The following is a 26,812-nucleotide window of genomic DNA, read 5'->3' on the forward strand; positions in this document are numbered from 1 at the left end:
ACAATGACAAACAAAGAAATAGTTAATAAAACAGAAGCTTTTGTTGCCGGTACTTACGGCCGCTATCCTGTTGCCATGGTCAAGGGCAAGGGAGCAAAGCTATGGGACGCTGACGGAAAAGAATACCTCGATTTTGTCTCGGGCCTTGCCGTATGCAACCTGGGCCATTGCCATGAAAAAGTGACACAGGCCATAAAGGAACAGGCAGAAAAGCTTGTTCATGTATCGAACCTCTACCATATTCCTGAACAATCGAAACTGGCAGAGCTTCTCGTGCAAAACTCCTTTGCAGACAAGGTTTTTTTCTGCAACAGCGGCGCTGAAGCCAACGAAGCGGCCATTAAACTTGCCCGCCGTTACAGTTACGATAACCTGGGTGCCGGCAGGAATGAAATCATTACCACGACCCAATCCTTTCATGGCAGGACCATGGCTACCATTACGGCAACGGGACAGGAGAAATTCAGCAAGGGTTTTGAGCCCCTCCTTCCGGGATTTAAACATGTGCCTTTTAATGATCTAAAGGCGCTTGAAGCGGCTATCGATGATAAAATATGCGCCGTCATGGTTGAACCTGTCCAGGGCGAAGGAGGCGTCAATGTCCCTTCCCAGGATTACTTTAAGGGAGTAAGGGAGCTCTGTAACAAAAAGAACGTTCTTCTCATCCTCGATGAAGTCCAGGTGGGCATGGGACGGACGGGCAAGCTCTTTGCCTATGAGAATTACGGTATGGAGCCTGACATTATGAGCCTTGCAAAAGGGATAGCCGGCGGAATGGCAATGGGAGCCATGCTTGCTAAAGAGAATATGGCCAAAAGCTTTGTTCCCGGCACTCATGCGAGCACCTTTGGTGGAAATCCACTGGCTTCGGCGGCAGCCATTGCGGCACTGGAAACGACACTGGAAGAGGGGATACTGGAAAACTGTACCAACATGGGAGAAGTTCTCGAAGGGGAACTTTTGAAACTGAAAGATAAATATCCTTACATTAAGGAAGTGCGGGGCAAAGGACTTATCTACGGCATGGAACTCCACAGGGAGGGAGCGGAAATTGTAAACAAGGCCTTGAGCGAAGGCTTGCTTATCAACTGTGCGGCAGGCACGGTCCTTCGTTTTCTTCCTCCCCTTATCATTAAAGAAGAAGAGATAAAACAGATGATCTCCATTCTCGATAACGTATTGGAGGAAGTAAACCCGTGAAGAGAAACCTTCTCAGCATAATGGATCTTGGCGGGGAAGAGATACACTCTCTCCTGGGCCGCGCCATGGAACTGAAGGCAATGCAAAAAGAAGGCATCGGCCACCATCCCCTTGCAGGCAAAACTCTGGGCATGATTTTCGAAAAGTCTTCCACCCGAACAAGAGTTTCCTTCGAGGTAGGTGCATTCCAGCTTGGCGGCAATGCCCTCTTCCTTAGCCCCAGAGATACACAGATCGGCAGAGGCGAACCCATTGCCGATACGGCCAGGGTGCTTTCGCGCTACCTTGACGGCATTATGATAAGAACCTACTCACAGAAAATTCTGGAAGAATTTGCAGAGTACGCCACGGTGCCTGTCATCAACGGCCTCAGCGACCTCCTTCACCCCTGTCAGGTACTCACTGACCTTCTCACAGTAAAAGAGAAGTTTGGAAACCTGGAAAATCGCAAAATTGCCTGGATTGGTGACGGCAACAACATGGCCAACTCCTGGATCAATGCTGCACGGAGAATCGGTTTCGAGCTCGTTCTTGCCTGCCCCAAAGGGCATAAGCCGGACGAAAAAATTCTGGCTATGGCCCTTAAGGAAGATAAAGCGAACATAAGTGTTGTGGAAGATCCGGCAGAAGCGGCAACAGGATCGGACGTCATTAATACGGACGTCTGGACAAGCATGGGCCAGGAAGATGAGTATGAGGAACGCAAAAAGGTCTTTGCCGCCTATCAGGTGAACAACGAACTGCTCTCTCATGCCTCGGGTAATGCTATCGTCCTTCACTGCCTTCCGGCGCACCGCGATGAAGAGATAACTCATGAAGTGATCGAAGGTCCCAACTCGGCTATCTTTGACCAGGCGGAAAACAGGCTGCATCTGCAAAAAGCGGTGATGGAACTGCTTATGAAGAATAAGCAGGAACATGGAAGCTATTGAAAAAGTCGCTTTACCGCCTTTGCCAATAGTGAAAGGACGCGGCAATCTCCAGAGCGTTACTTTTAATAATACCCCGATTGCTTCGCTTCGCTCGCAATGACTGGAATAGAGGTTTCCAATGAAAATATTCAAAGAAAACTCACTTTAAAAAGGCAGCCATAGGCTCCCTTTATTAACCCTATTTGGAGGATTTTTGTGAAAGAAAATATTAATAAAGTTGTTCTTGCCTATTCAGGCGGTCTCGATACTTCCGTCATCGTAAGATGGCTTATAGAAGAATATGAATGTGAGGTTATCTGCTTTGCTGCCGACCTGGGACAGGGAGAGGAGCTTGCACCTCTTAATAAGAAAGCCATCGAGACGGGTGCCAGCAATATCTATATTGAAGACCTGAAGGAAGAGTTTGTTTCCGACTTCGTCTTTCCCATGCTTAGAGCAAATGCCATTTACGAAGGCAGGTATCTTCTCGGCACCTCCATCGCAAGACCGCTTATTTCAAAAGAGCAGATCAGGATTGCCGGAAAGGAAAATGCCGACGCCGTTTCTCACGGAGCAACAGGTAAAGGGAACGACCAGGTGAGATTTGAGCTTACCTACTTTGCCCTTCAGCCCGATATAAAGGTCATAGCGCCCTGGAGAGACTGGGATTTAAATTCAAGGGAATCTCTCATTGCCTATGCGAAAAAGCATAATATCCCCGTCCCTGTAACCCAGGCCAAACCTTACTCATCAGACAGAAACCTTCTTCACATCAGTTTTGAAGGGGGCGTACTGGAAGACCCCTGGGTGGAAGCGCCGGAAGATATGTATGTTATGTCCGTCTCGCCTGAAAAAGCGCCCGATAAACCGACCTATATAGAGATCGATTACGAAGCAGGAAACCCTGTTGCTATAGACGGTAAAAAGATGTCGCCTGCCACCCTGCTGGAAGAACTCAACAGGATTGGTGGTGAAAACGGTATAGGGCGGGTTGATCTTGTGGAAAGCAGATTCGTTGGGATGAAATCACGCGGTGTTTATGAAACACCGGGCGGCACTATCCTTCATGAAGCCCACAGGGCCGTCGAGTCACTCACTATGGACAGGGAAGTCATGCACATAAGAGACTCCCTCATTCCCAAATATGCAGAGCTGGTTTATAACGGCTACTGGTATGCCCCCGAGAGAGAACTGCTCCAGAAAACAATCGATGAGAGCCAGCTTACCGTTAACGGTACGGCAAGGCTTAAACTCTACAAGGGAAATTGTCAAGTTGTGGGAAGAAAGGCGGAAAAATCGCTTTTTAGCCCGGAATTTGCTACATTTGAAGAAGACAGCGTCTATAACCAGAAAGATGCCGAAGGATTTATTAAAATCAACTCCCTGAGATTGAGAATCAGGGCGCTGACAGGTCTGTAGGAGGGGATAATGCCTGAAAAACCATCTGAAAAATCGACTGATAAGCCGTGGGGGGGGCGCTTCGAAGAAAAAACGAACAAGCTCCTTGAGAAACTGAGCGCATCGGTAGGTTTCGATAAAAGGCTTTACATTTATGACATTAAAGGAAGCATTGCCCATTGCACCATGCTTGCCAAACAGGGAATCATTTCCGAAGAAGACAGCAAGGAAATCATCAGGGGACTGGAAGAGATTCGCCGGGAAATCGACAGGGGTGAATTCGAATTCTCCGATGAACTCGAAGATATTCATATGAATATCGAAAAACGGCTTACCGACAGGATCGGTGAAGCAGGTGGCAGGCTTCATACGGCAAGAAGCAGAAACGACCAGGTCACTCTCGACACGAGGCTTTATTTAAGAAACAAGACGAAGGAAATCATCGAACTGATTAAAGAGTTCCAGACGGTGCTGATTGAACTGGAGAAAAAGCATCCCACGGCCATTATGCCCGGTTACACTCACCTTCAGCGGGCCCAGCCCATCCTTTTTTCCACCCATATGATGGCCTACTTTGAAATGCTGGAGAGAGATGCCGGGCGTTTTAGCGACTGTCTCAAACGAATTAATGTTATGCCCCTCGGCGCCGGCGCCCTGGCCGGAACGACATTCCCTATCGACAGAAAATATGTTGCTCAACTCCTCGATTTTCCAGCCATTACGAAAAACAGCCTCGACTCGGTAAGTGACAGGGACTACGTTATCGAATTTACGGCGGCGGCTTCCATACTGATGATGCATTTCAGCCGTCTTTCAGAGGAACTGATCCTCTGGTCTTCAGACGAGTTCGGCTTCATTGAAATTGCCGACGCCTTCTGCACGGGAAGCTCCATTATGCCCCAGAAGAAAAACCCCGACATTCCCGAACTGGTAAGAGGAAAAACAGGAAGAGTCTACGGCAACCTCATGTCTCTCCTTACCCTTATGAAAGGGCTTCCCCTGGCTTACAACAGAGACATGCAGGAAGATAAGGAACCGCTTTTCGATACCATTGACACCATTACCATCTCCCTTCAGATCTTTACGGAAATGATGAGGAATATTCGCATCGATGAAGAAAGTATGCTGCTGGCAGCGGGCGGAGGTTATTCAAATGCAACGGAAGTGGCTGATTATCTCGTCAAAAAAGGTCTCCCCTTCAGGGAGGCACACGAAGTGGTGGGGAATATCGTCAAATACTGCATCAAAAACAATATCCGGCAGATCGGTGATCTTAAAATCGAGGAATTTCGGCAGTTCTGCGATATGATTGAAGACGACATCTATATTCATGCCGACCTTGAAAGGTCAACCATAAGCAAGACGGATCTTTTCAAGATCGATGATGTCGGTGTTTGATAAGCAATAAAACCCGGCTTTATATAGATTAGCGCTAATAGCTTATGATTAACTCCCATTAAAGTCGAAAGGTTAATTTTTTTATTTTAAGCTTTTAAAAAATCATAATTAATCCATGTTAATCCGTTCTAAAAAGTCTTTTCCCAATAAGGGCGGCGGGATGAAACATCCTTTAGAGGCGCTGCCTCTTGCCTTATCTATTTTTTCTTTATTTCTTGTCATCCCGGCAGGTTGCGGGAAAAAGGGAGCGCCCCTTCCCCCGGAAAGCCTCGTCCCGCAAGCCGTTGCATCGGTAAAAGTAAAAGGCGCCAGAGATTCCCTTTTCATTAGCTGGACCATGCCTCAAAAGAACAGCGACGGATCAAAACCGGCCGATCTGGCAGGCTTTAAACTTTACAAAAAAAGCGGAGAGGAGTGCCCCAAATGCCCCGGTGAAGAATACCCCATTTACGTCGATATTGATCTGGAGGCCCCCGGTGCAGCATTGATCGAGGGAAGAAGGGTCACCTTTATCGATACGGACCTTAAGGAAGACCGGTATTACAGCTATAAGGTCGCGCCTTATAACAAAAGCGGCTACCGGGGCGCTTTTTCAGAGGCCGTAAATATAAAATGGCAAAGTCCTCCACCGCCGCCGGAGGGATTTAAAGGTTCGGCATCGGACAGGACGGCAGTTCTTAAGTGGCAGCCTTTCAAAGCTGCAACAAAAGATGAAACAATTGAGGAAGACGTGATAGCTTATAATATTTATCGCAGCAATACTTCGGGGGACTACCCCTCATCACCGATAACGAAGTCACCTGTAAAGGGAGACAGTTTCACCGATATCGGTCTTGAAAACAACAGGCAATATTACTACACAGCCAAAAGCGTTATAATAACCGGCGATAGGATCATTGAAAGTGAACCCTCGGGAGAAATCATTCTTATTCCCATCGATACGGTGCCGCCGGCGCCTCCCAAACGTCTCACAGCGGTCCTTGCTGATGTAGGAGTGAGGCTCTTCTGGGAGCCTCAAGTTACGAAGGACATACTGGGTTACAACATATACAGGAGAAAAAAGGGAGACCTTGCTGCCGGGAAAATAAATAAGAGCCCTGTTGAAGGAACAACTTTCAGCGATTATGATGTTATTAACAGCATCAGCTATTTCTACGCAATAACAGCTGTCGATAACTCTCTTCAGAAAAACGAAAGCGTGCCCTCTGAAGAGATTAGTATTAAAATTCCAAAATAAACTATTTTTTAAATATACAGGAGGCAAAGAAGTAAAATGCACCATTTCAGTTATAACGAAGGAAATCTATTTTGTGAAGAGGTGGATATCCAGAAAATAGCCGATGTCCTTGGAACACCATTGTATGTGTACAGCCATGCAACACTCAAACGTCACTTTGAAGCCTTTGACAGCTCCTTTGCTGAAATCCCTCACATCGTCTCCTACTCCGTCAAGGCAAATTCAAATCTCGCCGTTTTGAGGCTCTTTTCCGAGTTGGGAGGAGGCGCTGATATTGTATCGGGAGGCGAACTTTTCAGGGCTGTAAAAGCAGGTGTTGAACCGGGGAAAATCGTCTATTCGGGCGTCGGCAAAAAGGATGATGAAATGGAATATGCCCTCAGGGAAGATATTCTCATGTTTAACGTCGAATCCCGGCAGGAACTGGAACTCCTCAATAAAGTGGCGGCAAGAATGGGTAAGCACGCAAGAATCGCACTGAGAGTTAATCCCGATGTGGATCCCAAGACGCATCCCTATATTTCAACGGGACTCAAGGAAAATAAGTTCGGCATTCCCGTCGCCGAGGCCATTGAAACCTTTAAATATGCAACAACCCTCGACAATATTCATGTTATCGGTGTTGATTGCCATATCGGGTCCCAGCTAACAGAGATCCAGCCTTTCGTTGATGCATTGAAAAAAGTGAAAGAACTTATTACAAAGCTCAGAGGGGAAGATATTGATATTAAATACCTCGACCTTGGAGGCGGCCTGGGCATTACCTATAAAGATGAATCGCCGCCTCACCCCACAGAATATGGCGAAGCGATCATCAGGGAGACAAAGGACCTTGGCGTTACGCTTATTTTCGAACCGGGCAGGGTCATTGTGGGTAATGCCGGTATGCTCGTCTCCAAAGTCCTCTATACGAAAGAGGGTGAAGAGAAGAACTTCATCATTGCCGATGCAGCCATGAATGACCTGGCCAGACCTTCGCTCTATGGTTCTTACCAGAAAGTCATTCCCGTCAAGAAGAGTGATGCGCCGGAAATTGTGGCCGATGTTGTAGGCCCTATTTGTGAATCCGGTGATTTTCTTGCCAAGGACCGTCAAATTCAGCCCTTAAAGCAGGGTGATCTTTTTGCTGTAGGCAGCGCCGGCGCCTATGGTTTTACCATGTCTTCCAATTATAACTCAAGAGTAAGGGCGGCTGAAGTTATGGTCAAGGGTAACGCCTTCCAGGTCATCAGGGAGAGGGAAGAATTCAGGGATCTCATTAAAGGAGAAAAAATACCTTCATTCCTGTAAATCAGATGGGACGGGAAGTATCTGCCTTATCGAGTAAAACCGATTGCAGATCTTCCCATTTTATATTATACGTCTCACCGCAAAAGTGACAGGTCACCTGCTGCGGCTCTTTCTTTTTTATCATTTCTTCCAGTTCTACAGCCTCAAGCGAATTAATGATGGTAAGCGATTTTTTGTAGTTGCAGCGGCAACGAAAGGTCATCTCTTTTTCTTCAAGAATCTCAAGATCTTCCATTTTAAAAAGCTCTGCAAATGCAGCGATTTCTTCCGCTCCGCCAAGAAGCTCTTTAACACGGCCCTTTTCAAATTCTTCGAGAACATGAACAAATTTCTCTGTATCGGCATCAGGCAGTTTCCGAACCATAAGTCCCCTCATCTTTTCTATCCTGAAATCCTGCATTTTTGAAAATATTTCAACCCCCGTGGGAACCTGTTCCGACCGGTTGAGATATCTGGCGGTAACCGTTCTTATATTGGGTGGAGAAATATTTACCTGTCCTGAGTAGATAATACCCCGCTCATCAGAACGTATTACATTCAGGGTTCCTGTGTTTCCAAGAATTTCACTTTCCTTGATGTCAGCTTTTCCATCAACATTATCGAGAAGCTTTACATCCGTATAACCCCTCACATACCCCTCATAACCTGCCTCGACAATGATCCCGTTGATGGGCCCGTCAACTTTAAGCTGAAAAGTAATTCTCTCCCCCCGGCCTTTAAGGCCCGATGAAATAAGTGCGGCACTAACTACACTTTGTCCCAGTATTTCTGCTGTCGCCGGACCATTAAGGTGGCGCTGCTCAAGAAGGGAGGCCGTTTTTGAAACATCGATAAAAATGAGGCTCATTCCGTATTTATCAGAAATCGCCCGCTTTAAGCTATCCATAGAAGCTCCCTTTTAAAAATGAAAGTAAAAATGATTATCCCACATTGCTTAGCTTGCAGGAATAGTAAAGTAAAATCGGCTCCCCGGGCGAACTCAATTGCTGATTCGGCAATTCTCTCATAAAAGCCATCGAAATTACCATCGGAAATGGAAAAGAGATACCTTTCCATAGTTTTCTCGTAATAATCGATACTCATTTCAGTGCGATAAAGTTGATGGCTCTCGGCCTGCCTCTTCCAGTTGAGGACAGGCTCCTTCCTCTATGGAGAAGGGCTTCAATGATTTCAATGAGAAATGATCTCGATTTATCGCTTAATCCTGTAATTGCCATGGTAAGCCTCAATGAAAGAATCATATGACAGTTTACTTAAAATTTGAAGTTTAAAAAGGTATAAATAAAAATTTCGGATTTATTGACAGCCAATTTTTTTATGTTAAGATCAGTATTAAGGCTGCTCTACATAAGGGGAAAAAATGAAGATCCTGAAAATAGAAAAAGAAAATATTCTGCCTTTCCTGGAACATCTTGCTTCCTTTGGCGAGTTGCATGCGCCTCAGAAAAAAGGCAAAAAATCATCTGCTTACCAGGTAGTCACCGATCCATCCAAAGTTATCGTTTCAAACGAAGAATATACGCGAACCATTCTCCCTATAAAAAAGTTTTTTCATAAACCCGTCGATAAGATGATGACCTTTTCACCTGAGAAAGGTTATGAAGATGCCTATGAAGATGAGGGGAAAAAAGTAATCTTCGGTGTACATTCCTGCGAAATTAACGCACTCCTTACCCTTGACCGTGTCTTTGCCGGCAAATATGTCGATACTTACTACTTCAGAAGGCGGCAAAATACCGCCATTATAGGAATTAGTTGCATTCCTGATGAATATTGCTATTGTCACAGCATGGGTACGAGCTTTGCGGAAGAAGGTTTTGACCTCTTCCTTTCTGATGTTGGAAACGCTTACCTGGTAAAGATCGGCACCAGCCTCGGTGACGACATGGTCTCAACGGCAGAGTCTTTATTTACGGAATACGACAATAATGACCTCCAGGAATACAAGCGGCGAATTAATGAATTCACAACACTTTTTACAACAAAAGTCGATGAATCGGACCTGCCTGCCATCCTTGATATGGAGTACAAAAGCGAAATATGGGAGGAAATGGGGAACCGCTGTTTTAATTGCGGCATCTGCTCCATGGTTTGCCCTACCTGCTTCTGTTTTGACGTTTACGACGAAGTCTGCCTTGACGGTGCAACGGGAGAGAGAAAACGCTGCTGGGATTCCTGCCTTTTCAAAAGCCATGCCATGGTTGCAGGCGGGCACAACTTCAGGGAAAAACGCGCGGACAGGTTCAAGCACCGTTTCCTTCACAAGCACCAGGAGTTCATGGGAGAGTTTGGCAGACCGAGTTGCGTAGGCTGCGGAAGGTGTACCCAGGAATGTCCCGCTGATATCCATTTTGTCGGTATGCTCAAAAGAATCAAGGGTGACATATCCTGCATCCATCCGGAGGATGAATAAGATGATACAGTTTGCACAAAAAGCCCTGTTTTACAATCCTTACCTCCCTCATCCATGCAGAATCGTGGCTTCAACACCTCAAACTGAAGACACCATGCTTTTTAAGGTCAGGTTTGAAGACGATAAACTGGCCGAGGAATTCATTCATAAACCGGGTCAGTTTGTTCAGGTAAGCGTTATGGGAACGGGGGAGTGCCCTATTTCCATCGCTTCGCCACCAACAAGGCATGGAACGGTAGATCTTTGCATTCGAAAAGCGGGCCGCGTTACAGAGGCCTTTCACGCCATGGGACAAAATGCCCTTTTCGGAATGAGAGGTCCCTACGGCAATGGTTATCCCGTTGACGTTATGGAAGGCAACAACCTGCTCATTATTGCCGGGGGAATTGGAATGGCGCCTCTCAGGTCGCTCCTTTTGTACGCCCTTGATCACAGGAGTAAATTTAAAGATATTATCCTTATGTATGGAGCCAGAAACAGGGAGGATTTCCTTTTTGTGGGAGAGTTGCTTTCTCTCCAGGGCCGCAAGGACGTAAAAACGCTTTTGGCTGTCGAGCATGACCCTGACGGCGCCTGGGAAGGTGAGGTAGGCTTTGTCACCGATCTTTTCCACAAACTCGACATCAATGCCAATAATACCTACGCCGCCGTCTGCGGCCCGCCTGTTATGTATAAATTTGTCATAAACAATCTTCTTGACATGGGATTTTCCAAGGGAAATATTCTCATGTCCCTTGAACGAAAAATGAAGTGCGGTATAGGTAAATGCGTGCACTGCAGTGTCGGTTTTAAATATACCTGTCTTGACGGTCCCATATTTACCTATTGGGATGCCATCAACATGAGGGAGATCATTTAATGTCCAAACCCAAAATAGGCATATTCAGTTTTACCTGCTGCGAAGGTTGCCAGCTTGAGATTGTTAACTGTGAAGACGAACTTCTCGACATTGCAGGAGCCGTCGATATCGTCTCCTTTGGAATGGCGCAAAGCAATAACCTTGACATTGAAATGGATATTGCCTTTGTAGAAGGAACCATCGTGCAACCGTCGGAAGTGGAAATCCTTAAAAATATCAGGGAACGCTCAGGTCTTCTTATTGCCATCGGCGCCTGTGCAACTTACGGCGGAGTGGCTGCCATAGATAGAGATACAGACAGGGAAAAACTTAAAGATATCGTTTATGGCAAGGCGGGCGCTTTTATCCCAACCATCAGGCCTTCGCCGCTTTATGAACATGTGAAGGTCGATTTTTCACTCCAGGGCTGTCCTATTGAAAAACACCAGTTTATTGCAGCAGTGGGCTACCTGCTTCACGGAGACTTGCCCCTGCTTCCTGATTATCCCGTCTGTACGGAATGCAAAAGAAAGGAAAATGAGTGCGTGCTGGTTCATCACAAGATTCCCTGTCTCGGACCTGTTACCCTGGCAGGATGTGACGCAAGATGTCCCAGTCACTACCAGGGCTGTGACGGCTGTTTCGGCCCTGTAGACGAAGCAAATGTCGCAATGGAATATAATGTATTAAGGGAAATAGGGATTGAAAAAGATGAAATTGCCCGTATGGTCGGTGTTTTTGCAACAGCATCTGATTCTATCAGTGAGTTTTTGAAAGGTAAAAATGGCAAATAGAACCGTAAAAATAGATCACCTGTACAGGGTTGAAGGCCACGGTGGAATCAGGGTAGAACTGGACGGAAAAAAACTCCTTGACGTGCAAATGGAAATTTTCGAGGGCTCCCGCTTCTTCGAAGCGCTTATAAGGGGGAGGCATTATAAAGATGTTCCCATGATCATGTGCCGTATTTGTGCCATCTGTTCGGCATCACACAGGACCGTCGCTATAAGGGCCGTAGAAAAGGCCATTGGTCTGGAAGTATCGAGGCAAACAAAACTTTTTCGTGAACTGCTCATTATGGGAGAGATGATAGAGAGCCATACACTTCATCTATTTTGCCTGGCGGCGCCGGACTTCCTTGGGTTTCCCGGTGTTGCCGCCATGGCAGACAGGCATGAAGGCGTCGTCCGGATGGGTCTTGGCTTAAAAAAGCTTGGAAACGCTATACAGGAACTGGTAGGAGGAAGAAAGATACATCAGGTCAATGCCGAAGTGGGCGGCTTTTCCAAAATACCGGAAAAGGAGGCCCTTCTCAAACTTCGTAATGAGCTGGAATCAAAAATACCCGATGCCCACTCATCCATCGCATTTATAGAAGGCATCACCCAGGAAAACCTGACCAAATCACCATCGGTATTTTCAGCCCTCGATGATGAAAGCGGCAACTACTGTTATCATGGCGATACTATTCTGGTCTCAACGGGAGACAAACTTCCTGTCCATAAATATAAGGAACTCTGCAATGAATTCGTCGTCTCCCATTCTCATGCCAAACATTCGAGATATAAGGACAAGCCTTTAATGGTCGGCTCTCTGGCAAGGGTTAATTTTCACAGGGGGAAATTAACAGGCAAGGCTCAAAGTGAAATGGAAAGGCTGGAGAAATCCTACGATCCCCATAATATCCTCTGGAACAACCTGGCTCAGGCAGTTGAAGTTTTGCAGGCCATGGAGAGAGGGATTGAAACCATCGATCTCATTATGAAGGAAGGTTACAAGGAGGAGGAACCGGCAGTTCCCGGTAAAATATCAGGAGGATCAGGCGCTGCCGGAACGGAAGCGCCAAGGGGAACGCTCTTTCATTCCTATACAGTTGATGAAAAAGGAATAGTCACCGACGCCGACGTGATAACGCCCACGGCCATTAACCTGGAAAATATGGAAAAAGATATCAGGGCTGCCACAGAGATGGGGATCAGCGATCCGGAAGAGGAACTGAAACTTAAACTGGAAAAAGTTGCAAGAGCCTATGACCCTTGCATCTCCTGCTCTGTTCACCTTGTAGATATGCGGGAAAAACAGGCTTCATCTCTGCCCGTCTCATCTTCCTGAACGGGCCGCATGTCGCACTTAGGCTGAATCCGCTGCGGGAAAATTTTGCCTGCCTAATGTATAATCACAGGAGACGGCGGGCTCCTGGAAACCATGATCCAACTCAGTGTTGTCCGGTTTAAGTCAATAACCCGAATTTTTTCATCCTGTAGCGAAAAGCATCAATCCCAAGGCCAATCTTCTTGGCTGCTTTTGATTGATTCCCCCCCGTCATATCGAGGGCCTTTTCTATGAGTTCCTTCTCAACGGCTTCAATAGAAATTCCCTCAGGCGGTATCTGAATATCGATACCTTCATTCTTTCTCGGCTTGGTTCCCATGGCTACAATTTCAAGAGGCAGGTGCTCGACAAGAAGCGTCTCCTCACTTTCAAGAATGATCGCCCTTTCAATGACATTTTTCAGCTCTCTCACATTACCGGGCCAGGAATATTCAAGGAGAAACCTTTCTGCCATCTTGGATATTCCCTTGACGTCCTTGTTAAACTCCCTGTTGAATTGCCCTACAAAATGCATGACCAGGGAAAGAATATCCCCTTTTCGTTCTCTCAGCGCCGGCAATTTGATCGGTATAACCTGCAGCCTGTAATAAAGATCACTGCGGAAAGTCCCCGCTTCAATGGCTTTTAAGAGGTCCTTGTTGGTGGCCGAAATAATCCTTACATCGACGGCCACATCCTTCGTTCCACCAATCCTTCGAACCATCCTGTCTTCCAGGACTCTCAATATCTTGGCCTGCATGCCAAGCGGCATATCCCCAATTTCATCGAGAAAGAGGGTTCCCCCGTCGGCTAGTTCAAAAAGCCCTTTTTTCATGGTCTTGGCATCGGTAAAAGCCCCCTTTTCATGACCCATGAGTTCACTTTCCAGGAGCGTTTCCGGCAGGGCGGCACAATTAACAGCCATAAAGGGCTCGTTGCTTCTGGCGCTCGTCGAGTGAATGGCCTTGGCAATAAGTTCCTTTCCCGTACCGCTTTCTCCCGTTATAAGGACCGTTGTCGTATCACTTTTAGCAACCTTTTCCACCATTCCCATAACGGCCTTAATCTTGGTATCGGAACCAATAATATTGCCGGGGCTGAACCTTTGACTCTGTTCTGCCCGTAAAGTGGCCACCTCTTTCCTCAGGCGCACCGTTTCCACCGCTTTTTCAACAAGCAAAGAAAGCTCATCAAGGTTAAAGGGTTTGTTTATATAGTCAAAAGCGCCCAGCTTCATAGCTTTGACAACCATTTCAACAACGCCAAGCGCTGTAATAATAACAACGATAATATCACTGCTTATCTCTTTTACTTTCTGAAGAACTTCCATGCCACTGATACCGGGAAGCTGAAGATCAAGAAAGATGAGATCGGGCAACTCCTCTCTCGTCAGCCTGAGTGCATCTTCGCCGGTCCCTGCCGTAATCACCTGATAGCCCTCATCAGAAAGATTTTGTTCAAGTGACCACCTTATAAGTTCTTCATCGTCAACTACCAGAATCTTTGCTTTCTTCATATGCCTAATGCTCCTTCTGTGATCCATCGATGGGAAGAATGACCTTTACACTGGTCCCCTCTCCAAGCCTGCTTTTTATCCTGATATTTCCACCATGCTGTTCGACAATTCTTTTACTAATTGAAAGACCAAGTCCTGTTCCCTCAACTCTTGACGTATAAAAAGGCTGAAAGAGCTTGGCCATCTCCTTTTTGGGGATGCCTTTCCCGTTATCTTTCACCTCTAAAACAACTTCATCATTATCGTTCATAAATGTCAAGATATTAAGCTCACCCTCACCCTCCATTGCGTTAAGCGCATTAAGGAAAAGATTGAGAAGAACCTGCTGGATCTGCTTTTCATCAGCATTTACCTTGGGAAGGGCCTTGCTGAATTTTTTAATAACCTTTATCTCTTTGGCATTTGGCTGCTGTGTAACAAAAAACAGTGCCTTTTCAACAATACTGTTTAAATCCGTCATAGAGAACTCGGACATGGAAGGGCTGGCATAATTTAGCAGGTCTTTTACCGATTTGTCCAGCCTGGCTATCTGCTGCAGTATTTCTTTTATTATAAAGCTCTTTTTCTTGTCATGCTTAAATTCACGGGAAAAAATCTGCATAGCGCCGGCAATGCCGGCAAGGGGGTTTTTTATCTCGTGAGCAATTCCCGAAGCAAGCTCCCCCACGGAAGCAAGCCTGTCGGCCCGCTCCAATTGCTGGAAGTGATATTTTTCGAGTTCCATTCTTGCCTCCTGAAGCCGTTCTATCATCGAGTCAAAACTGTGGCCCAGCTTTCCAATTTCATCCCCCTTCCCGAGATCACTTCTAACTGTCAGGTCCCCATCTTCTGCAAGGGCCATTTTTCTGCTTAATTTGGATAAAGGCTTAATAACAATAATAAAAAGAAGGAGAAAAATGAATAAAGAAAGCCCTAGACTGATGACAAATGCAGAAAGATTGGAAAGCTGCCTCGCTTCCCGGACTTTAGAATCCATCAAATCGAGAGAGATTTCTGCTTCAAGAATTCCTATACTGTTACTTGTTTCACCGTGACAGAGAAAACATTCGCGAATATTTTTAATCGGTTTTGTCAGGTTTAATGTTCTTCCCGGACTTCCTTCAACAACAATTTCCGAAATGCCCTTTTTATAAGCTGACATTCGCTCGTCATTAATTTTTTTACCTGTTTCCTTGAGGTTGGTTGATTTGACAATAATACCGTCGGGATGAAAAATCCTTACTGCCGATCTTTCTTTCATATGACTGTTAACGAGTTCAAGGATATTCTGCGTATCATCCGTCTTTCCTATCCTCATGGACTTGGAAATACTGCTTTCCGCCGTATTTAGTACCGTCTCAAGCTTGTCTCTTACTTCATCCATCAACTGGTCTTCATAGATTCTCATATGAATCCACCAGGAAATACCGATGGCAATAAAAAGGACCAGAGTAGTAGAAACAATTACCTTGGTTATAAGGCTTCTTAAGATCATATTTTCACTGGAAGGTTATGCTTATGATGAATAATTTAATAAAGAAGCATGGCGTGAGAGGAGAAAGGGTCCTTTTTATTTAATTATTCCAGGTTTATGAACAAATTCCCACTCACTATAGCTCCCTTTTCCTTCAAAATGACGATATCGCTCAGGAAATCCGTCTTCCTTGACAGGTATTTTTTCGCTCCGGCTTTTAACGCCTTTAATTCTACCACTTTTTTTATCTTTAATAAAAATCCAGTCAGCCTCGCCTGTAAATGGATCTTTATAAATTTTCCTCAGATAGCGCTTTGGCACAAGACTTCTGGGATCTTTAATCAAATCTTCTATTTTTTCAGGATAAAGATTGACTTTGCCATGAGTGCTTTTATAATAACCGTCAATTGCTCTTACAAACTGATCTCCCCTGAAGAGCAGATCCTCTTCTTTCGCTTTTTGATCAATGAAGCTCCAGTAAGTGCCTACAGATGAAAGCGTAATACCAATAATTAGTATGGCAAAAAGAAGCGCAATATAAGTAAAACCGGTTTCACCTTTGAATCTGTCCATAGGTAATAAAAGTTACCACTCATTGTAGGCAGTTCCATCGAGAGCTATCTTGTCACTCCCGCTGTGAATATCATACAGGCTTCCTTCATATCCTTCAGGCGGCGGGATTGTCTGCCAGGTTTCTGTAGATTTCGTAAAGGGGTCCTTAGGTATAGATCTTATATAACCGCTTCCTGTTAAGTCTTCCAATGAATCGGGGTATTGTCCCTTATCCACATAATATTGATCTATCACATCTCTCAGTGAAAAGAGGTTTTCCATCAATACAGCTTCTTTAGCTTTTATCGTTGAGTCCCTATACATGGGCTGAGCAATGGTAAGAAGGATACCGATAATACTCATGACGATCATAAGTTCTATGAGCGTAAAGCCTCGACTGCTGTTAATTTTCTTTCTTATTACATTCATATTTATTCAGGTCGTTGCATCCGCCTGTTCAGGCCGGTTGAAATAAACAGACACCTTACCACTCATTGTAAAATGTCCCATCAAGCGCCATTTCATCACTGTAAGTTCGAATATCAAAAACATCCTCGCCACCGGAAAAGTCATCAGGCTCACTCTCATAAGACCTGATTTCCCAGGTTTCTTCAGGGGAAAGGAATTCGTTTGCATTCATCGGGTCCCGGGGGAGGCGTCTTAGAAAATATATCATTTTCCCTTCGGGGTCTTTAACATCCTCCACGCCTTCAACAAGCTCACTCAACGATTCAGGGTACCCGGAGCGATCAATTTCCTGCATCATCCTTTTATCGTCGTAAGCCTTTTTATAATTATCAATGGCTGTCCTGATAAGCCTCAAGCTGTTCCTTAATTCAAGCTCTTTCGCCCTTTTCCGGCTGATACCGGCAAGAGGCACTATGGCTGAAGCAAGAATTGCGACAATGGTAACGACAATGATAATTTCAATAAGCGTAAAACCTTTATTCCCCTTAACAAGCCTTTTCAAGGTAAGCTTCATATAATATTAATCGTTTTATCAAAAACCTTTGTTTCTATTTTTTTTCCCTGGCCATCTATGAGTCTGTAGTTTTCAAAAAAAAATCTCGCCTGCCCTGATGAATCAGCCTGAAAGTCAACCGTCATAACCTGACCGGAGCCACTTATCCCTTTACGATCTCCCAGCCTGGAGTTTCCTACAATAAGTCTGCCTTTTTTTGCATCGTTAGAGGTAAGAAATGTGGCAGATTTGCCATCCTGCTTCATGAAGTCACCTTCCGACGCCTTGATAAAACTTACCAGGTTTTGATCATAACGAAGATAGAAGGGAACGCTAACAACGTTTCTATTACTATTGATGTCGATAGAAATAGTAAAATTTTCACCCTTAACAACCGATTGAGGCCCACTTATAGTTAAAGAAACATCTGAAGGCTCTATAGCGGCTTCAGGCGGTAAAGGAACAGGAATGCCTCCGGGGACAGCATCCTGATTTTCCTGACCCGGTTCGGGTATGGGGAATGCCATTTCATCTGGCGCAAACTCTTCAAAGGGAGCTTTTGAAGAAAACTCCTGGGCCCTGCCGGACCAGATACTGGTAATTTCAGCATCCGCCACTTCGCGCCCTCTTATGATATGGGGCGTTAAGGATAAAACAATGTCCGTTTTTGATGCTGAATTACTCACGGAAGAGAAGAGGCGGCCAAGCACCGGGATATCTCCGAAAAAAGGAATTTTGACTATCGTTTCCCTCTCTGTATCATTAATCAAGCCACCGATAACCTGAGTCTCACCATTATAGAGCCTAAGTTCAGTTTCGGCATTTCTTGTGCCGATCTGATAAACCGTACTTTGTGCGGTTTTTGTCTCTTTTCCAAGAGAACTGATTTCAAGGCTAATCTTTAGAGTCACTTCATTATCAAGGTGAATAACAGGTTCTACATTAAGTTTGACGCCAATATCAACATACTGAACGTTTTCAGTCGTAACACCGTTATTCACCGTTGAAGTGATAATAGGAACCCTGTCCCCGATATGAATTTTTGCTTTTTTCTCATTGGCCACCCTGATTTTTGGATTGGCGAGAAGGTTTGCGTTGCCGGCACTTTTTTGTAAATTTATAATGATATCCGGTATGGTAAATACCATATCCGACATACTCGCATTTTTCAGGTCATTGTATGTGAGAGAATCATCTTTATCCAGACTGAAAAGTCCACCGGACGCCGAGTCCTTACTTAAATTAAGCCCCAGGTTTTCAGCCGCACTTTTTTGAATTTCCAGGATTTCCACTTCAAGCATGATTTCCGCATCCGTTAAATCGTTGGCGGCAAGCAGCTTTTGAGCCAGTTCGATAACTTCCGGCGTATCACGTATAACGATGGTATTTAGCGCTTCATTCACATAAATGCTTTTTATCTGGAGCAAGGTTCTAAGCAGGTTAACGGCTTTTTTGGCTTCAAGGTTGGACAGGTAGAAGGTATGGATCATGAGATCCTGATATTGCTGCCTTTTTTGCTTTGTATCGGGAATGATAATGATCGTATTTTCGTTGACGACCTTCTTGAAAAGCTTGTTAGTCATCAGAAGCAGTTCAAGCGCCTGATTAAAAGTCGCATCTTCGATATAAATGGAGGCCCTTTGCTTTTTGACAGCATCATCAAAGATAAAGCTGATTCCCGACAGTTTTGCAATAATATCAAATATATCCTTAATGTTGGTATCTTTGAATTTGAGCGTTATCGGTTTTTCGCTTTTAAGGTTAAGCTCATACCCGCCCATCATTGTCTTTTTCTCTACTTTGAGCTTATCCATCTCCTGCCTTGCCTCTTCCAATGCAGGGTCAAGTGACAGGGCCCTCTTAAATGCTATGGCAGCTTCACCCGATTTCTTCGATTTTAGAAAATCAATACCCGAATTATAGTAAAACAGGGCGTCCTTCCTTTTTTTAGCCTCCACAATGAGGTAATTCGCCCGTTTAAGCGAAGGATTTAAGGTAGAGGCAAACTGAAACTCAAGAATTGCTCTGTCATAATCCTTCTTTTCAAGGAGTTCACTACCTTTTTTAAAATGAATCATGGCCGTTTCATACTTTGCCAGCTCCATCTTGAGACGGAATTCCTTATTTTGAGGGGCACGCTCATAAGCCTCGCTATATTTATTAAGCGCTTCATCCCATCTCCCCTGGGCAGCGAGCTTATCACCGGTTCTTACCGCTGCCATTGAAGCACATCCAACGATTGACAGGAAAACCATTAAAAGAATAAAAGCCCTCTTCAATGTAAAATAGTAGGACAACATGGTTTACTCCTTCCTGTTTTTCTTAAGAGGTTCATTTTCAATAAGGCTGATATTGAAAGTATCAGAGCCATCAGATGAAGTTATCATTATTTTATCATCCGTAATCTTTTTTACCACATAGTCTTGCAAGATAGAAGTATTCTTTTTGATTAATACATCACCCTTCTTTACAATCAAAATCTCCTTATCGGGCTTTCTCGATAGAAATATGGTTTTATCTTTCTCTTTTTCAAGAAACCCGAGAAAAGTATAGGTTGCCAGTTTCTTTTCTTCAGGCCGTAAATCACAGGTCAGCGTAACATTGGCAGAACTGCTTCCATCCTTAATAACTATTGTAGCCGTTCCCACTGAAAGACAGGAAATACCAAGGGGAGAGAAAGTTCCCCGGGCCAGGGCAATCCCCGGAGGATTTATGACAGCAGACAGGTCGCCTGAAGCATTGATTACCTCCAGGTTTTCATTTGAACCGACATAGATATACAGCGGATTGGGAGAGAAGGAAAGGGGCAACTTGACTTCAGGCCTGGTCACAACGGGAGCGGGCGCCCTGCGAACATACCGAAGAGGGCTAAAAATATTTTTTTTGCCGATTTTAAAGGATTTCCGTTTTACCGGAAAAAGGTCTTTCCTCAGTATTGGGAATTCAATTGGATTGACCCGTTGATCATCTTTTCTCTCTCCCGTTTTATAAGTAAGCTCCTTTACCCTGTCTGTATTCCGGGTCATCAGGTTATTGACTAATAAAATTAAAAATACGCTCACCAGGAGAGCAAGAATAATTTTCTCTTTATTCATCAATCTCCTGCCTTTAGGTAGGTTGAAATTTTTATAGTAACTGAAACTCCCCTTTTTTTGCCTGAAGTGAGTGCAAGTCCATTAATACTCATAAGGTAAGGCATGCTCTCCAGGCGATAAATAAACCTTCTTATTTTCCTGTAACTTCCACTGACGGGGAAGGAAATATCATATTTTACGAGATCACCATTTTTATAATCGGGCAGTGAATATTTAACAGAACTGATAGAAATGCCTGATTTTCTTGCAATTCGGTACAATTCGCTTCTGATTTTCGACGTCGCCGACTCAGGCGGGAGGCTGTCAATGAATTCTTTAAGATCAATCCTGGCCTGACGAATACTTTCGGCAAGTTTGATTGTTTCATGCATATTCTTTCTTAATTGAGACTCCTCCTCCCTGAGGGAAAGGTATTCTTTCCTCATTTTGTCAGCTTCAGACCATCTCGGTTTGACGGCAACCAAATTGATAAAAACATTTACCAGCAAGAGCACAGAAAAGAAGAGATAAAGATACTTGCCTTCCTCAACATACTTACTTACCAGCCCTGGCATATTCAAAAATCTCCCTCAGCTTCGATGTTAAATGAAAGAGCCCTGTATCTCTTTTCAATGATTTCCTCGCTCTCTCCCAGGAGAAAACTTTTTTTGATAAAGCTGGTTTTTTCAAGGTTATCAACCAGTGTGGCAACATCCTTTGATTTCTTGGCCAATCCTGCGATTTTAATTTTCCTGGATTCATAGCTCGGTTTAACGGAATGAATAGATACATTTCTTGGAGAGGCTTTTTCAAGAGAGTAAAAAAGTTCACTCCATGAAAAATTATTCTCATAGATAACTGCATTGAGGAAATCAATTTTGGCAGAAAGTTTCTTTATCCCTTTTTCATCATTAAGATCGATGTCACCAACTTTTTCCTTCATATCCTTTTTTAATGAAGTAATTTGCTTATTAAGCTTATTAATCTCAACTCTGGAATTATGGATACCAAGTTTAACAGCGCCGTAATCAGAATAGTTATAAATAGAGAAACCAACAATTATGAAAAAAAGAAATGAATAAATTACACCTTTGACTGTGCTGCGGGTATATGAATATGTGGATAAATTAAAGCCGTACATTTACTTTAACCTTAAGGCCCCCCCTATTGCCGCAGCGCAGTACCCGGGAATTGGAGTATCTCCGGTCCGGCCTAAAGCAGCAGCCATATTGAGCTCCGACACATTACCGTCAAAGGAAGCGCTTAACCTTTCTGTTATCTTACTTTGTATTTTTTCCGTTTCTATAAATAAGTAAGCCGAGTCAACAGGACTTTCAGGAAAAGTACTTTTATAATAAGTAACCGTTGCAAAAACCTCTTTAATTATCCTGTCTTCCTTGATCTCCATTTCTTTATGTCTAAAGAGTTTAACCAATCCCTTTTCAATCACAGAAATGGCGATTGAACGATCATTAACTGCAAGAAACAAATAATTGCCTTTCAATTGCTCCATAAAAAAATTGAGTAAATTCATTGATAAAATATCAACCAGGTTCGGCTTAAATCCAGTATCTGTCAGGAGATCTTCATATTCTCTCAGGACCTTCCTTGAAGCAACGGCAGCAATAATATCAATACTGTCATTTGCAGGCGGACATATTACATAATCTACTTTTGCCATTTCAGGAGCCAGTGGAATATTCTTCTTTAAACGCCAGAGAATGAGTCTCTCCACTTCTTCCCGCTTTTTGGGAAGCTCATCAAAATTGAGATAAGAGATTTTTAATACGGCGTCAGGGATAGTCAGCGAGACAAGACCGGACCTTTTCCCGACAGGAACAACCTTGTTGAGGACTTCCCTCATGCCGGAACGGTCAGGAATATTCTCCCTTGCAAATGACGGATTAACAAGACCCTCAGGGAGCAGTTCCACCCCTGACCCGGCAAGCGCCGGTTCTTTGCTTGTACCGCCTACTTCTACCCACGATAAAAAAGAGGGAGATATAGCTATCCCTCTTTTCAATTTCTTTCCAAACAATTTAACCTCTTATTAATCAACAAAAGTTACCCTGTTAATTTCTTTCAGGGTTGTTTCTCCCATTAAAACCTTATTAACGGCGGCTTCCCTCAAAAATATGGTCCCCGACTCCTTTGCCGCCCTTTTAAGCTTGGCGGTAGAATGCTTGGCCAGTATCAATTCACGAAGCTCTTCCGTTAAATCAAGCAGTTCTACAATAGCCGTTCTTCCTTTATATCCCGTATAGTTACACTCAACGCAGCCTTTTCCTTCATAAAAGGTGTGGTCTTTATACTTGCCGTAATCCAGGTTTGATCCATGCAAAATTTCTTTCGACAAGGGCACTTCATGTTTGCATTTGTCACATATTTTTCTCACCAGCCTTTGCGCAAGAATACAGTTAAGGGATGAGACAAAATTATAGGGCTCCAGGTTCATATGTAAAAACCTGCCTATAACATCAAAAGCGTTATTGGCATGAACGGTAGTAAAAACAAGGTGCCCCGTAAGCGCAGACTGTATCGCGATCTGTGCCGTTTCTACGTCCCTTATCTCACCCACCATTATTTTATCCGGATCATGGCGAAGAATGGATCTGAGCCCCTTGGCAAAAGTGAGGCCCTTCTTCTCATTGACGGGAATTTGCACAATGCCCTGGAGATTATACTCAACAGGGTCTTCAATTGTTATTATTTTTTCTTCAATGCTGTTAATTTCCGTCAAAGCAGCATAGAGAGACGTCGTTTTACCACTCCCCGTGGGTCCTGTCACAAGGACCATTCCATAAGGTTCATTAATCATCTGTCTAAAACGGATAATTTCATCTTCATGAAAGCCGACAGACTCGAGGTTCAGGTTTTCCATCTTCTCACCAATGGATTCCTTGTCCAAAATCCTGATTACCGCATCCTCACCAAAGATGCTGGGCAAAATAGAAACCCTGAAATCAATAAAGCGCCCCTTTATATGCAGCTTAAACCTGCCGTCCTGGGGAATCCTTTTTTCCGAAATATCGAGTTCCGACATAATTTTAATTCTCGATATAACAGAGCCCTGGAATTTGGCATCGAGAGGCTTTGCAGCGCTGTAAAGCACGCCGTCGATTCTGTACTTTATTTCAAGACCTGTGCGGGTGCACTCTATATGTATATCACTGGCCCTTTTACCAAGAGCATCAAGTATAGTGGAGTCAACAAGTTTGACGATGGGGCTAAGTTCTTCGGAAATCTTCTCCATGGAAAGAGCTTCCTCTCCCTCATCGGTCTCCTTTACAAGCTGGACTTCCATTTCTTCTGAAACATTTTTTACAAGCCGTCCTGACCGCTCAAATATCTTTATGGCTTTCTCGATCTCGCCCGCTGATGACAGGGCTATCGTAAGAGGCCGGTCAAGGAGAAGTTCAAGCTCATCGATGACGATGATATTTGTAGGATCATCGACAACAACAACGAGGGACTCACCCCGCTTTTCAAAAGGAACAAAGCCATACCTCAACATAAGCTCCAAAGGCGCTTCACCAAGAAGATCTTCAGAGGGATCAAAACTTTCCAGCTCTACATACTCCAGGTCAAACTGGGCAGCCAACGCCCTGGCAAGCTCTTTCCCGTCAATCAGTCCTTCTTCCAGACAAATCTCACCAAAGCGTTTATCTGCCGTCCCGATGAGAGAAACAGCCCCGGCCCGATCTTCATCACTCAGGAATCCCAGCCGGACTAAAATATCTCCTATTTTTTCTTTCATCTAACCTTCTTGATTTTGTATCTAAAAATCATTAGTAACTATGAGTATAACAAATCTGTTTAAATTAAAGTCTCTTACAAAAGAGCTGTCAACAGAAAAAACCTGTTGCCTGAATTCATTTACGAGGCACCGGCAAGCTTAAAAATAGGGAGATACATGGCGACAACGATAAATGCGATAAGTATTCCCATTGCAAGCATCATTACAGGCTCTATTGTCGTTGTAATAAAGTTAAGCCTCCTGTCAACTTCCTCTTCAAAAAATTCAGCAATATTTTCAAACATCTCATCCAGAGAACCGCTGGATTCTCCTACCATAATCATCTTTAGCGCTGTAGAAGGCATTAAATCCATCTGCTCCATAGCAGAGGTAAGGCTCTCCCCCTCTTTCACATTCCGGGATATATAAGTAAGCTTCTCCTCCAGGTAGGGGTTCTCCAGGGTTCCGGCAGCCAGAACCATAGCCGGGACAAGCGTTTCACCACTTTTAAGGATTGTTGACATGGTTCGGGAAAACTTGGCTATTGAGTATATTCTAATGGTATCTCCCAGCCAGGGGGAAGCAATCTTGATCCTGCTAAACCACTTCCGTATTAATGCATTGCTTTTTGCCAGAATAAAGAGGGGAACTATCATTGCAATAATGGCAATCAGCAGGAGAAAGTATTCCTGCAAAAACCGGGTTAAGGCAATTAATATGACCGTAGGCAAGGGAAGGTCTGCACCGGAGTCTAAAAATACCTGACTAAATGAAGGCACCACATAAAAAAGAAGAAAAAAAACAACGCCAATAGCTACCGTCAACAGAATAACAGGATATATGGATGCGCTGATTATCTGTTTTTTAAGTTCTTCAACGCGCTTGATATAACTTATATACCTTTTAATATTGGTTGCTATATCTCCACTTTTTTCACCGGCCCGGACAGAAGAGATATAGAGTTTCTTGAAAACAGCAGGCTCTCCCTCAAAAGCATCGGAAAGAGGGGCCCCCTTTTTTACCTCTGAAGCGACTTTATCGAGAACTCTCTTCAGGTTCTGATTTTCCTCTTTTTCCGCAAGCGTTTCAAGGGAAGGTAAAATAGGCAGGCCGGCCTTTAAAAGCGCCACAAATTCCTGATTAAAAATAAGTAATTCCCTCGTTTTTACCTTGCTCCTTGCCAGAGTTTTTCCGGCAGATGACAAAGAAATGCTTTTTTCAGAAATTTCATAAACAAGACGCCCCTCCCGCTCCAGCCTGTCTCTCAGGCTTTTTACATCGGTAGCATCTATTTCCTCTTCAACAATTTTTCCGCTTTCATTACCTAGCTTACATCGGAATACCGGCATAAATGTCCACCCTTTAAAAATAAAAGCACTTGCTATTTAAAGCATCAAATTAAGGGATATATGAATACTCCTTAATCACCTTAAAATCAACAAAAAAATTCCCCTTCATAAAATTATAAAGCAGATACCACCCTTTTTTAAACTAAAGAGCCATACCTGCTTACCTTAATAAAAAATATGTAATGCGACTGCAAAAGTTAAGGGGCAGGGCCTTTCTTATATGCCTTGGGATTATGATTGACGCCATGACACATAAGAGAGCATTCGCCCTCTCCTTCCTGATCTCCATCGACAAACTTTATTTCCAGTGTTGAAGGGTTTTGAAAAACAACTTCTTCATTGAACCTTATTAAATGCGCATACTCCCGGCTCCCGTGAGCATCATGGCAGGTATAGCAACTTGTTCCCCTGCTTCCCGTTACCGGGTTGCCTTTAATATGCATTTCATGCAAACTGAAAGATTCATTATACAGAATACTGCTTCGTTTATGACAATCATAACATAGCGCATAATCTCCCGGACTTTCAGCAAGACCATCTTCAATGGAGTAACGGCTCTTTAAAATGAATTTATAATTCGAGCCATGGGGCCCTTGCGGGCCATTTTTATCATCATTATTGTGGCAATCAGAGCAAGTAATTATTGAAGATTCAGTGTAGCCGTCACGAAGGCTGGGCATGATACTGTTTCTGCCTTCTGCAAGAACGGGATGGTAGGAAGGATTGTTTTCATCAAAATCAAGCCTTTTGTTCGTTTGGTCAACGGGGAGGTTAACACTGTCGGAATGACATTTAAAACATAGCTCATAATCTCTGACCGCTTCTCCCCTTTCCATGTCACGCAGATTCTTCAGCTTTTCTTTCAGTCCCGTTTTCTTCACAACTTCTATGGGCCCGAATTTATTCCACTGGCTCACTTCATGAGGGTCGTGACAATCGGGGCATTCGGCATGCCGGGGCGGTTCATTATTTCCACCGAATTCCTCCCAATGTCTGTGCACTCCACCGACAGAAAGGGTAGGATGGGTATACTCTTTCCTGTAAACGCTCAGCACATCGAGCTTTTTCGCCTTCTCCCTGAAGCGGTCAAATACCCTTTGTCTCATTTTCGCACCCTTCTTGCGGCCCCTCCTTGATTTAACCTGCCCATCATGTTCAGCGCTGTGGCAAAAAAAACAGATCCACTCCTCTTCACTATTGCTGCGCTTGTAATGACAAGCCGAGCAGGCAACACCACGTCTGATAAAATCGCCATGCACATTACTATTATTGGCGCTCCTGTTTTTCAGCATCTCAAAATCCTGCCTGGCCAGGAGACCGTCAGGAACGGTCATAAAAAACCCCATACAAAGAAAGAGGGCAATTAGCGATATTTTAAAGTCTCTTTTCATCTCT

The 26,812-nt window shown here is 44.2% G+C and carries 26 protein-coding genes; 10 read left to right on the forward strand and 16 right to left on the reverse strand.

All coding sequences use genetic code 11. The features are described 5' to 3' along the window. The first annotated feature begins 3 nt into the window (after positions 1-3). The 6 genes from OEV42_06030 to lysA all read left to right on the forward strand — a co-directional run bounded on the left by OEV42_06030 (position 4) and on the right by lysA (position 7,434). Positions 4-1,200, forward strand: a complete 1,197-nt coding sequence (locus OEV42_06030) for an acetylornithine transaminase (protein ID MDH3973819.1) — start codon at positions 4-6, stop codon at positions 1,198-1,200. Then, positions 1,197-2,132, forward strand: a complete 936-nt coding sequence (gene argF / locus OEV42_06035) for an ornithine carbamoyltransferase (protein ID MDH3973820.1) — start codon at positions 1,197-1,199, stop codon at positions 2,130-2,132. The genes OEV42_06030 and argF overlap by 4 nt, the downstream gene beginning before the upstream one ends. Before the next feature lie 195 nt (positions 2,133-2,327). Next, entirely contained in the window at positions 2,328-3,530 is a 1,203-nt protein-coding gene (locus tag OEV42_06040) for an argininosuccinate synthase (protein MDH3973821.1), read from the forward strand. Between the two features lie 9 nt (positions 3,531-3,539). Continuing rightward, the gene (gene argH, locus OEV42_06045; protein MDH3973822.1) at positions 3,540-4,907 is read left to right on the forward strand and encodes an argininosuccinate lyase; all 1,368 of its coding nucleotides are present in this window, start codon (positions 3,540-3,542) and stop codon (positions 4,905-4,907) included. A gap of 160 nt (positions 4,908-5,067) precedes the next feature. Further along, positions 5,068-6,144 (forward strand): hypothetical protein, encoded by a 1,077-nt coding sequence (locus OEV42_06050; protein ID MDH3973823.1) that lies wholly within the window; start codon positions 5,068-5,070, stop codon positions 6,142-6,144. 36 nt (positions 6,145-6,180) lie between these two features. Further along, a complete protein-coding gene (lysA, locus tag OEV42_06055) occupies positions 6,181-7,434 on the forward strand; it encodes a diaminopimelate decarboxylase (GenBank protein ID MDH3973824.1) in 1,254 nt (417 codons plus the stop codon). Between the two features lies 1 nt (position 7,435). Here the strand turns inward: lysA and OEV42_06060 are convergent, their stop codons facing one another. The 3 genes from OEV42_06060 to OEV42_06070 are packed head-to-tail and all read right to left on the reverse strand — an operon-like array spanning position 7,436 to position 8,651. Then, positions 7,436-8,320 (reverse strand): Hsp33 family molecular chaperone HslO, encoded by an 885-nt coding sequence (locus OEV42_06060; protein ID MDH3973825.1) that lies wholly within the window; start codon positions 8,318-8,320, stop codon positions 7,436-7,438. After that, positions 8,308-8,517, reverse strand: a complete 210-nt coding sequence (locus tag OEV42_06065) for a hypothetical protein (protein ID MDH3973826.1) — start codon at positions 8,515-8,517, stop codon at positions 8,308-8,310. Before OEV42_06065 ends, OEV42_06060 begins: the two co-directional genes overlap by 13 nt. After that, the gene (locus tag OEV42_06070) at positions 8,514-8,651 is read right to left on the reverse strand and encodes a hypothetical protein (protein ID MDH3973827.1); all 138 of its coding nucleotides are present in this window, start codon (positions 8,649-8,651) and stop codon (positions 8,514-8,516) included. Before OEV42_06070 ends, OEV42_06065 begins: the two co-directional genes overlap by 4 nt. A 143-nt stretch (positions 8,652-8,794) precedes the next feature. On the opposite strand from OEV42_06070, the gene OEV42_06075 reads away from it, so the two are divergent. From OEV42_06075 to OEV42_06090, 4 genes are read left to right on the forward strand one after another with little or no spacing between them, the layout of a single operon-like run. Further along, positions 8,795-9,847, forward strand: coding sequence for a 4Fe-4S dicluster domain-containing protein (locus tag OEV42_06075; GenBank protein MDH3973828.1), 1,053 nt, complete (start codon positions 8,795-8,797; stop codon positions 9,845-9,847). Position 9,848: 1 nt separating this feature from the next. Beyond that, positions 9,849-10,706, forward strand: a complete 858-nt coding sequence (locus tag OEV42_06080; protein MDH3973829.1) for an FAD/NAD(P)-binding protein — start codon at positions 9,849-9,851, stop codon at positions 10,704-10,706. After that, entirely contained in the window at positions 10,706-11,479 is a 774-nt protein-coding gene (locus tag OEV42_06085) for a hypothetical protein (protein MDH3973830.1), read from the forward strand. The genes OEV42_06080 and OEV42_06085 overlap by 1 nt, the downstream gene beginning before the upstream one ends. Further along, positions 11,469-12,797 carry a Ni/Fe hydrogenase subunit alpha gene (locus OEV42_06090; protein MDH3973831.1) on the forward strand — a complete coding sequence of 443 codons (1,329 nt, stop codon included), beginning with the start codon at positions 11,469-11,471 and terminating at the stop codon, positions 12,795-12,797. The genes OEV42_06085 and OEV42_06090 overlap by 11 nt, the downstream gene beginning before the upstream one ends. Positions 12,798-12,915: 118 nt before the next feature. Here OEV42_06090 and OEV42_06095 read toward each other — a convergent pair whose 3' ends face one another. The 13 genes from OEV42_06095 to OEV42_06155 form a co-directional block, all read right to left on the reverse strand. Beyond that, a complete protein-coding gene (locus OEV42_06095) occupies positions 12,916-14,292 on the reverse strand; it encodes a sigma-54 dependent transcriptional regulator (protein ID MDH3973832.1) in 1,377 nt (458 codons plus the stop codon). Between the two features lie 4 nt (positions 14,293-14,296). Then, positions 14,297-15,766, reverse strand: a complete 1,470-nt coding sequence (locus OEV42_06100) for an ATP-binding protein (GenBank protein ID MDH3973833.1) — start codon at positions 15,764-15,766, stop codon at positions 14,297-14,299. A gap of 75 nt (positions 15,767-15,841) precedes the next feature. Then, on the reverse strand, positions 15,842-16,318 hold the full coding sequence (locus OEV42_06105) for a type II secretion system GspH family protein (GenBank protein MDH3973834.1): 477 nt from the start codon (positions 16,316-16,318) through the stop codon (positions 15,842-15,844). Positions 16,319-16,330: 12 nt separating this feature from the next. Then, the gene (locus OEV42_06110) at positions 16,331-16,705 is read right to left on the reverse strand and encodes a type II secretion system GspH family protein (GenBank protein MDH3973835.1); all 375 of its coding nucleotides are present in this window, start codon (positions 16,703-16,705) and stop codon (positions 16,331-16,333) included. 76 nt (positions 16,706-16,781) lie between these two features. Further along, complete coding sequence (locus tag OEV42_06115) at positions 16,782-17,279, reverse strand: type II secretion system GspH family protein (protein ID MDH3973836.1); 498 nt, start codon at positions 17,277-17,279, stop codon at positions 16,782-16,784. Further along, positions 17,276-19,480 carry a cohesin domain-containing protein gene (locus tag OEV42_06120; protein MDH3973837.1) on the reverse strand — a complete coding sequence of 735 codons (2,205 nt, stop codon included), beginning with the start codon at positions 19,478-19,480 and terminating at the stop codon, positions 17,276-17,278. The genes OEV42_06115 and OEV42_06120 overlap by 4 nt, the downstream gene beginning before the upstream one ends. A gap of 81 nt (positions 19,481-19,561) precedes the next feature. Then, a complete protein-coding gene (locus OEV42_06125; protein MDH3973838.1) occupies positions 19,562-20,353 on the reverse strand; it encodes a hypothetical protein in 792 nt (263 codons plus the stop codon). After that, positions 20,353-20,907 carry a type 4a pilus biogenesis protein PilO gene (gene pilO / locus OEV42_06130; protein MDH3973839.1) on the reverse strand — a complete coding sequence of 185 codons (555 nt, stop codon included), beginning with the start codon at positions 20,905-20,907 and terminating at the stop codon, positions 20,353-20,355. Before pilO ends, OEV42_06125 begins: the two co-directional genes overlap by 1 nt. A gap of 2 nt (positions 20,908-20,909) precedes the next feature. Further along, positions 20,910-21,275, reverse strand: coding sequence for a PilN domain-containing protein (locus tag OEV42_06135; GenBank protein MDH3973840.1), 366 nt, complete (start codon positions 21,273-21,275; stop codon positions 20,910-20,912). 198 nt (positions 21,276-21,473) lie between these two features. Next, positions 21,474-22,370 (reverse strand): hypothetical protein, encoded by an 897-nt coding sequence (locus OEV42_06140; protein ID MDH3973841.1) that lies wholly within the window; start codon positions 22,368-22,370, stop codon positions 21,474-21,476. Positions 22,371-22,382: 12 nt separating this feature from the next. Beyond that, positions 22,383-24,089, reverse strand: coding sequence for an ATPase, T2SS/T4P/T4SS family (locus OEV42_06145; protein ID MDH3973842.1), 1,707 nt, complete (start codon positions 24,087-24,089; stop codon positions 22,383-22,385). Positions 24,090-24,208: 119 nt separating this feature from the next. After that, positions 24,209-25,417 carry a type II secretion system F family protein gene (locus tag OEV42_06150; GenBank protein ID MDH3973843.1) on the reverse strand — a complete coding sequence of 403 codons (1,209 nt, stop codon included), beginning with the start codon at positions 25,415-25,417 and terminating at the stop codon, positions 24,209-24,211. A gap of 197 nt (positions 25,418-25,614) precedes the next feature. Beyond that, the gene (locus tag OEV42_06155) at positions 25,615-26,808 is read right to left on the reverse strand and encodes a cytochrome c3 family protein (GenBank protein ID MDH3973844.1); all 1,194 of its coding nucleotides are present in this window, start codon (positions 26,806-26,808) and stop codon (positions 25,615-25,617) included. Positions 26,809-26,812: the final 4 nt, after the last annotated feature.

This window comes from Deltaproteobacteria bacterium (genome assembly GCA_029860075.1).
GTDB lineage: Bacteria > Desulfobacterota > JADFVX01 > JADFVX01 > JADFVX01 > JAOUBX01.

What these genes read in the sequence shown, in the direction of transcription:
- OEV42_06105 (MDH3973834.1), bottom strand. Translation starts at nt 16,318, where the DNA reads ATGGACAGATTCAAAGGTGAAACCGGTTTTACTTATATTGCGCTTCTT.
- OEV42_06030 (MDH3973819.1), top strand. Translation starts at nt 4, where the DNA reads ATGACAAACAAAGAAATAGTTAATAAAACAGAAGCTTTTGTTGCCGGT.
- OEV42_06135 (MDH3973840.1), bottom strand. Translation starts at nt 21,275, where the DNA reads ATGAAGGAAAAAGTTGGTGACATCGATCTTAATGATGAAAAAGGGATA.
- OEV42_06100 (MDH3973833.1), bottom strand. Translation starts at nt 15,766, where the DNA reads ATGATCTTAAGAAGCCTTATAACCAAGGTAATTGTTTCTACTACTCTG.
- lysA (MDH3973824.1), top strand. Translation starts at nt 6,181, where the DNA reads ATGCACCATTTCAGTTATAACGAAGGAAATCTATTTTGTGAAGAGGTG.
- pilO (MDH3973839.1), bottom strand. Translation starts at nt 20,907, where the DNA reads ATGCCAGGGCTGGTAAGTAAGTATGTTGAGGAAGGCAAGTATCTTTAT.
- OEV42_06060 (MDH3973825.1), bottom strand. Translation starts at nt 8,320, where the DNA reads ATGGATAGCTTAAAGCGGGCGATTTCTGATAAATACGGAATGAGCCTC.
- OEV42_06150 (MDH3973843.1), bottom strand. Translation starts at nt 25,417, where the DNA reads ATGCCGGTATTCCGATGTAAGCTAGGTAATGAAAGCGGAAAAATTGTT.
- OEV42_06070 (MDH3973827.1), bottom strand. Translation starts at nt 8,651, where the DNA reads ATGGCAATTACAGGATTAAGCGATAAATCGAGATCATTTCTCATTGAA.
- OEV42_06090 (MDH3973831.1), top strand. Translation starts at nt 11,469, where the DNA reads ATGGCAAATAGAACCGTAAAAATAGATCACCTGTACAGGGTTGAAGGC.
- OEV42_06085 (MDH3973830.1), top strand. Translation starts at nt 10,706, where the DNA reads ATGTCCAAACCCAAAATAGGCATATTCAGTTTTACCTGCTGCGAAGGT.
- OEV42_06155 (MDH3973844.1), bottom strand. Translation starts at nt 26,808, where the DNA reads ATGAAAAGAGACTTTAAAATATCGCTAATTGCCCTCTTTCTTTGTATG.
- OEV42_06115 (MDH3973836.1), bottom strand. Translation starts at nt 17,279, where the DNA reads ATGAAGCTTACCTTGAAAAGGCTTGTTAAGGGGAATAAAGGTTTTACG.
- OEV42_06080 (MDH3973829.1), top strand. Translation starts at nt 9,849, where the DNA reads ATGATACAGTTTGCACAAAAAGCCCTGTTTTACAATCCTTACCTCCCT.
- argH (MDH3973822.1), top strand. Translation starts at nt 3,540, where the DNA reads ATGCCTGAAAAACCATCTGAAAAATCGACTGATAAGCCGTGGGGGGGG.
- OEV42_06050 (MDH3973823.1), top strand. Translation starts at nt 5,068, where the DNA reads ATGAAACATCCTTTAGAGGCGCTGCCTCTTGCCTTATCTATTTTTTCT.
- OEV42_06075 (MDH3973828.1), top strand. Translation starts at nt 8,795, where the DNA reads ATGAAGATCCTGAAAATAGAAAAAGAAAATATTCTGCCTTTCCTGGAA.
- OEV42_06095 (MDH3973832.1), bottom strand. Translation starts at nt 14,292, where the DNA reads ATGAAGAAAGCAAAGATTCTGGTAGTTGACGATGAAGAACTTATAAGG.
- OEV42_06125 (MDH3973838.1), bottom strand. Translation starts at nt 20,353, where the DNA reads ATGAATAAAGAGAAAATTATTCTTGCTCTCCTGGTGAGCGTATTTTTA.
- OEV42_06065 (MDH3973826.1), bottom strand. Translation starts at nt 8,517, where the DNA reads ATGAGTATCGATTATTACGAGAAAACTATGGAAAGGTATCTCTTTTCC.
- OEV42_06120 (MDH3973837.1), bottom strand. Translation starts at nt 19,480, where the DNA reads ATGGCAGCGGTAAGAACCGGTGATAAGCTCGCTGCCCAGGGGAGATGG.
- OEV42_06145 (MDH3973842.1), bottom strand. Translation starts at nt 24,089, where the DNA reads ATGAAAGAAAAAATAGGAGATATTTTAGTCCGGCTGGGATTCCTGAGT.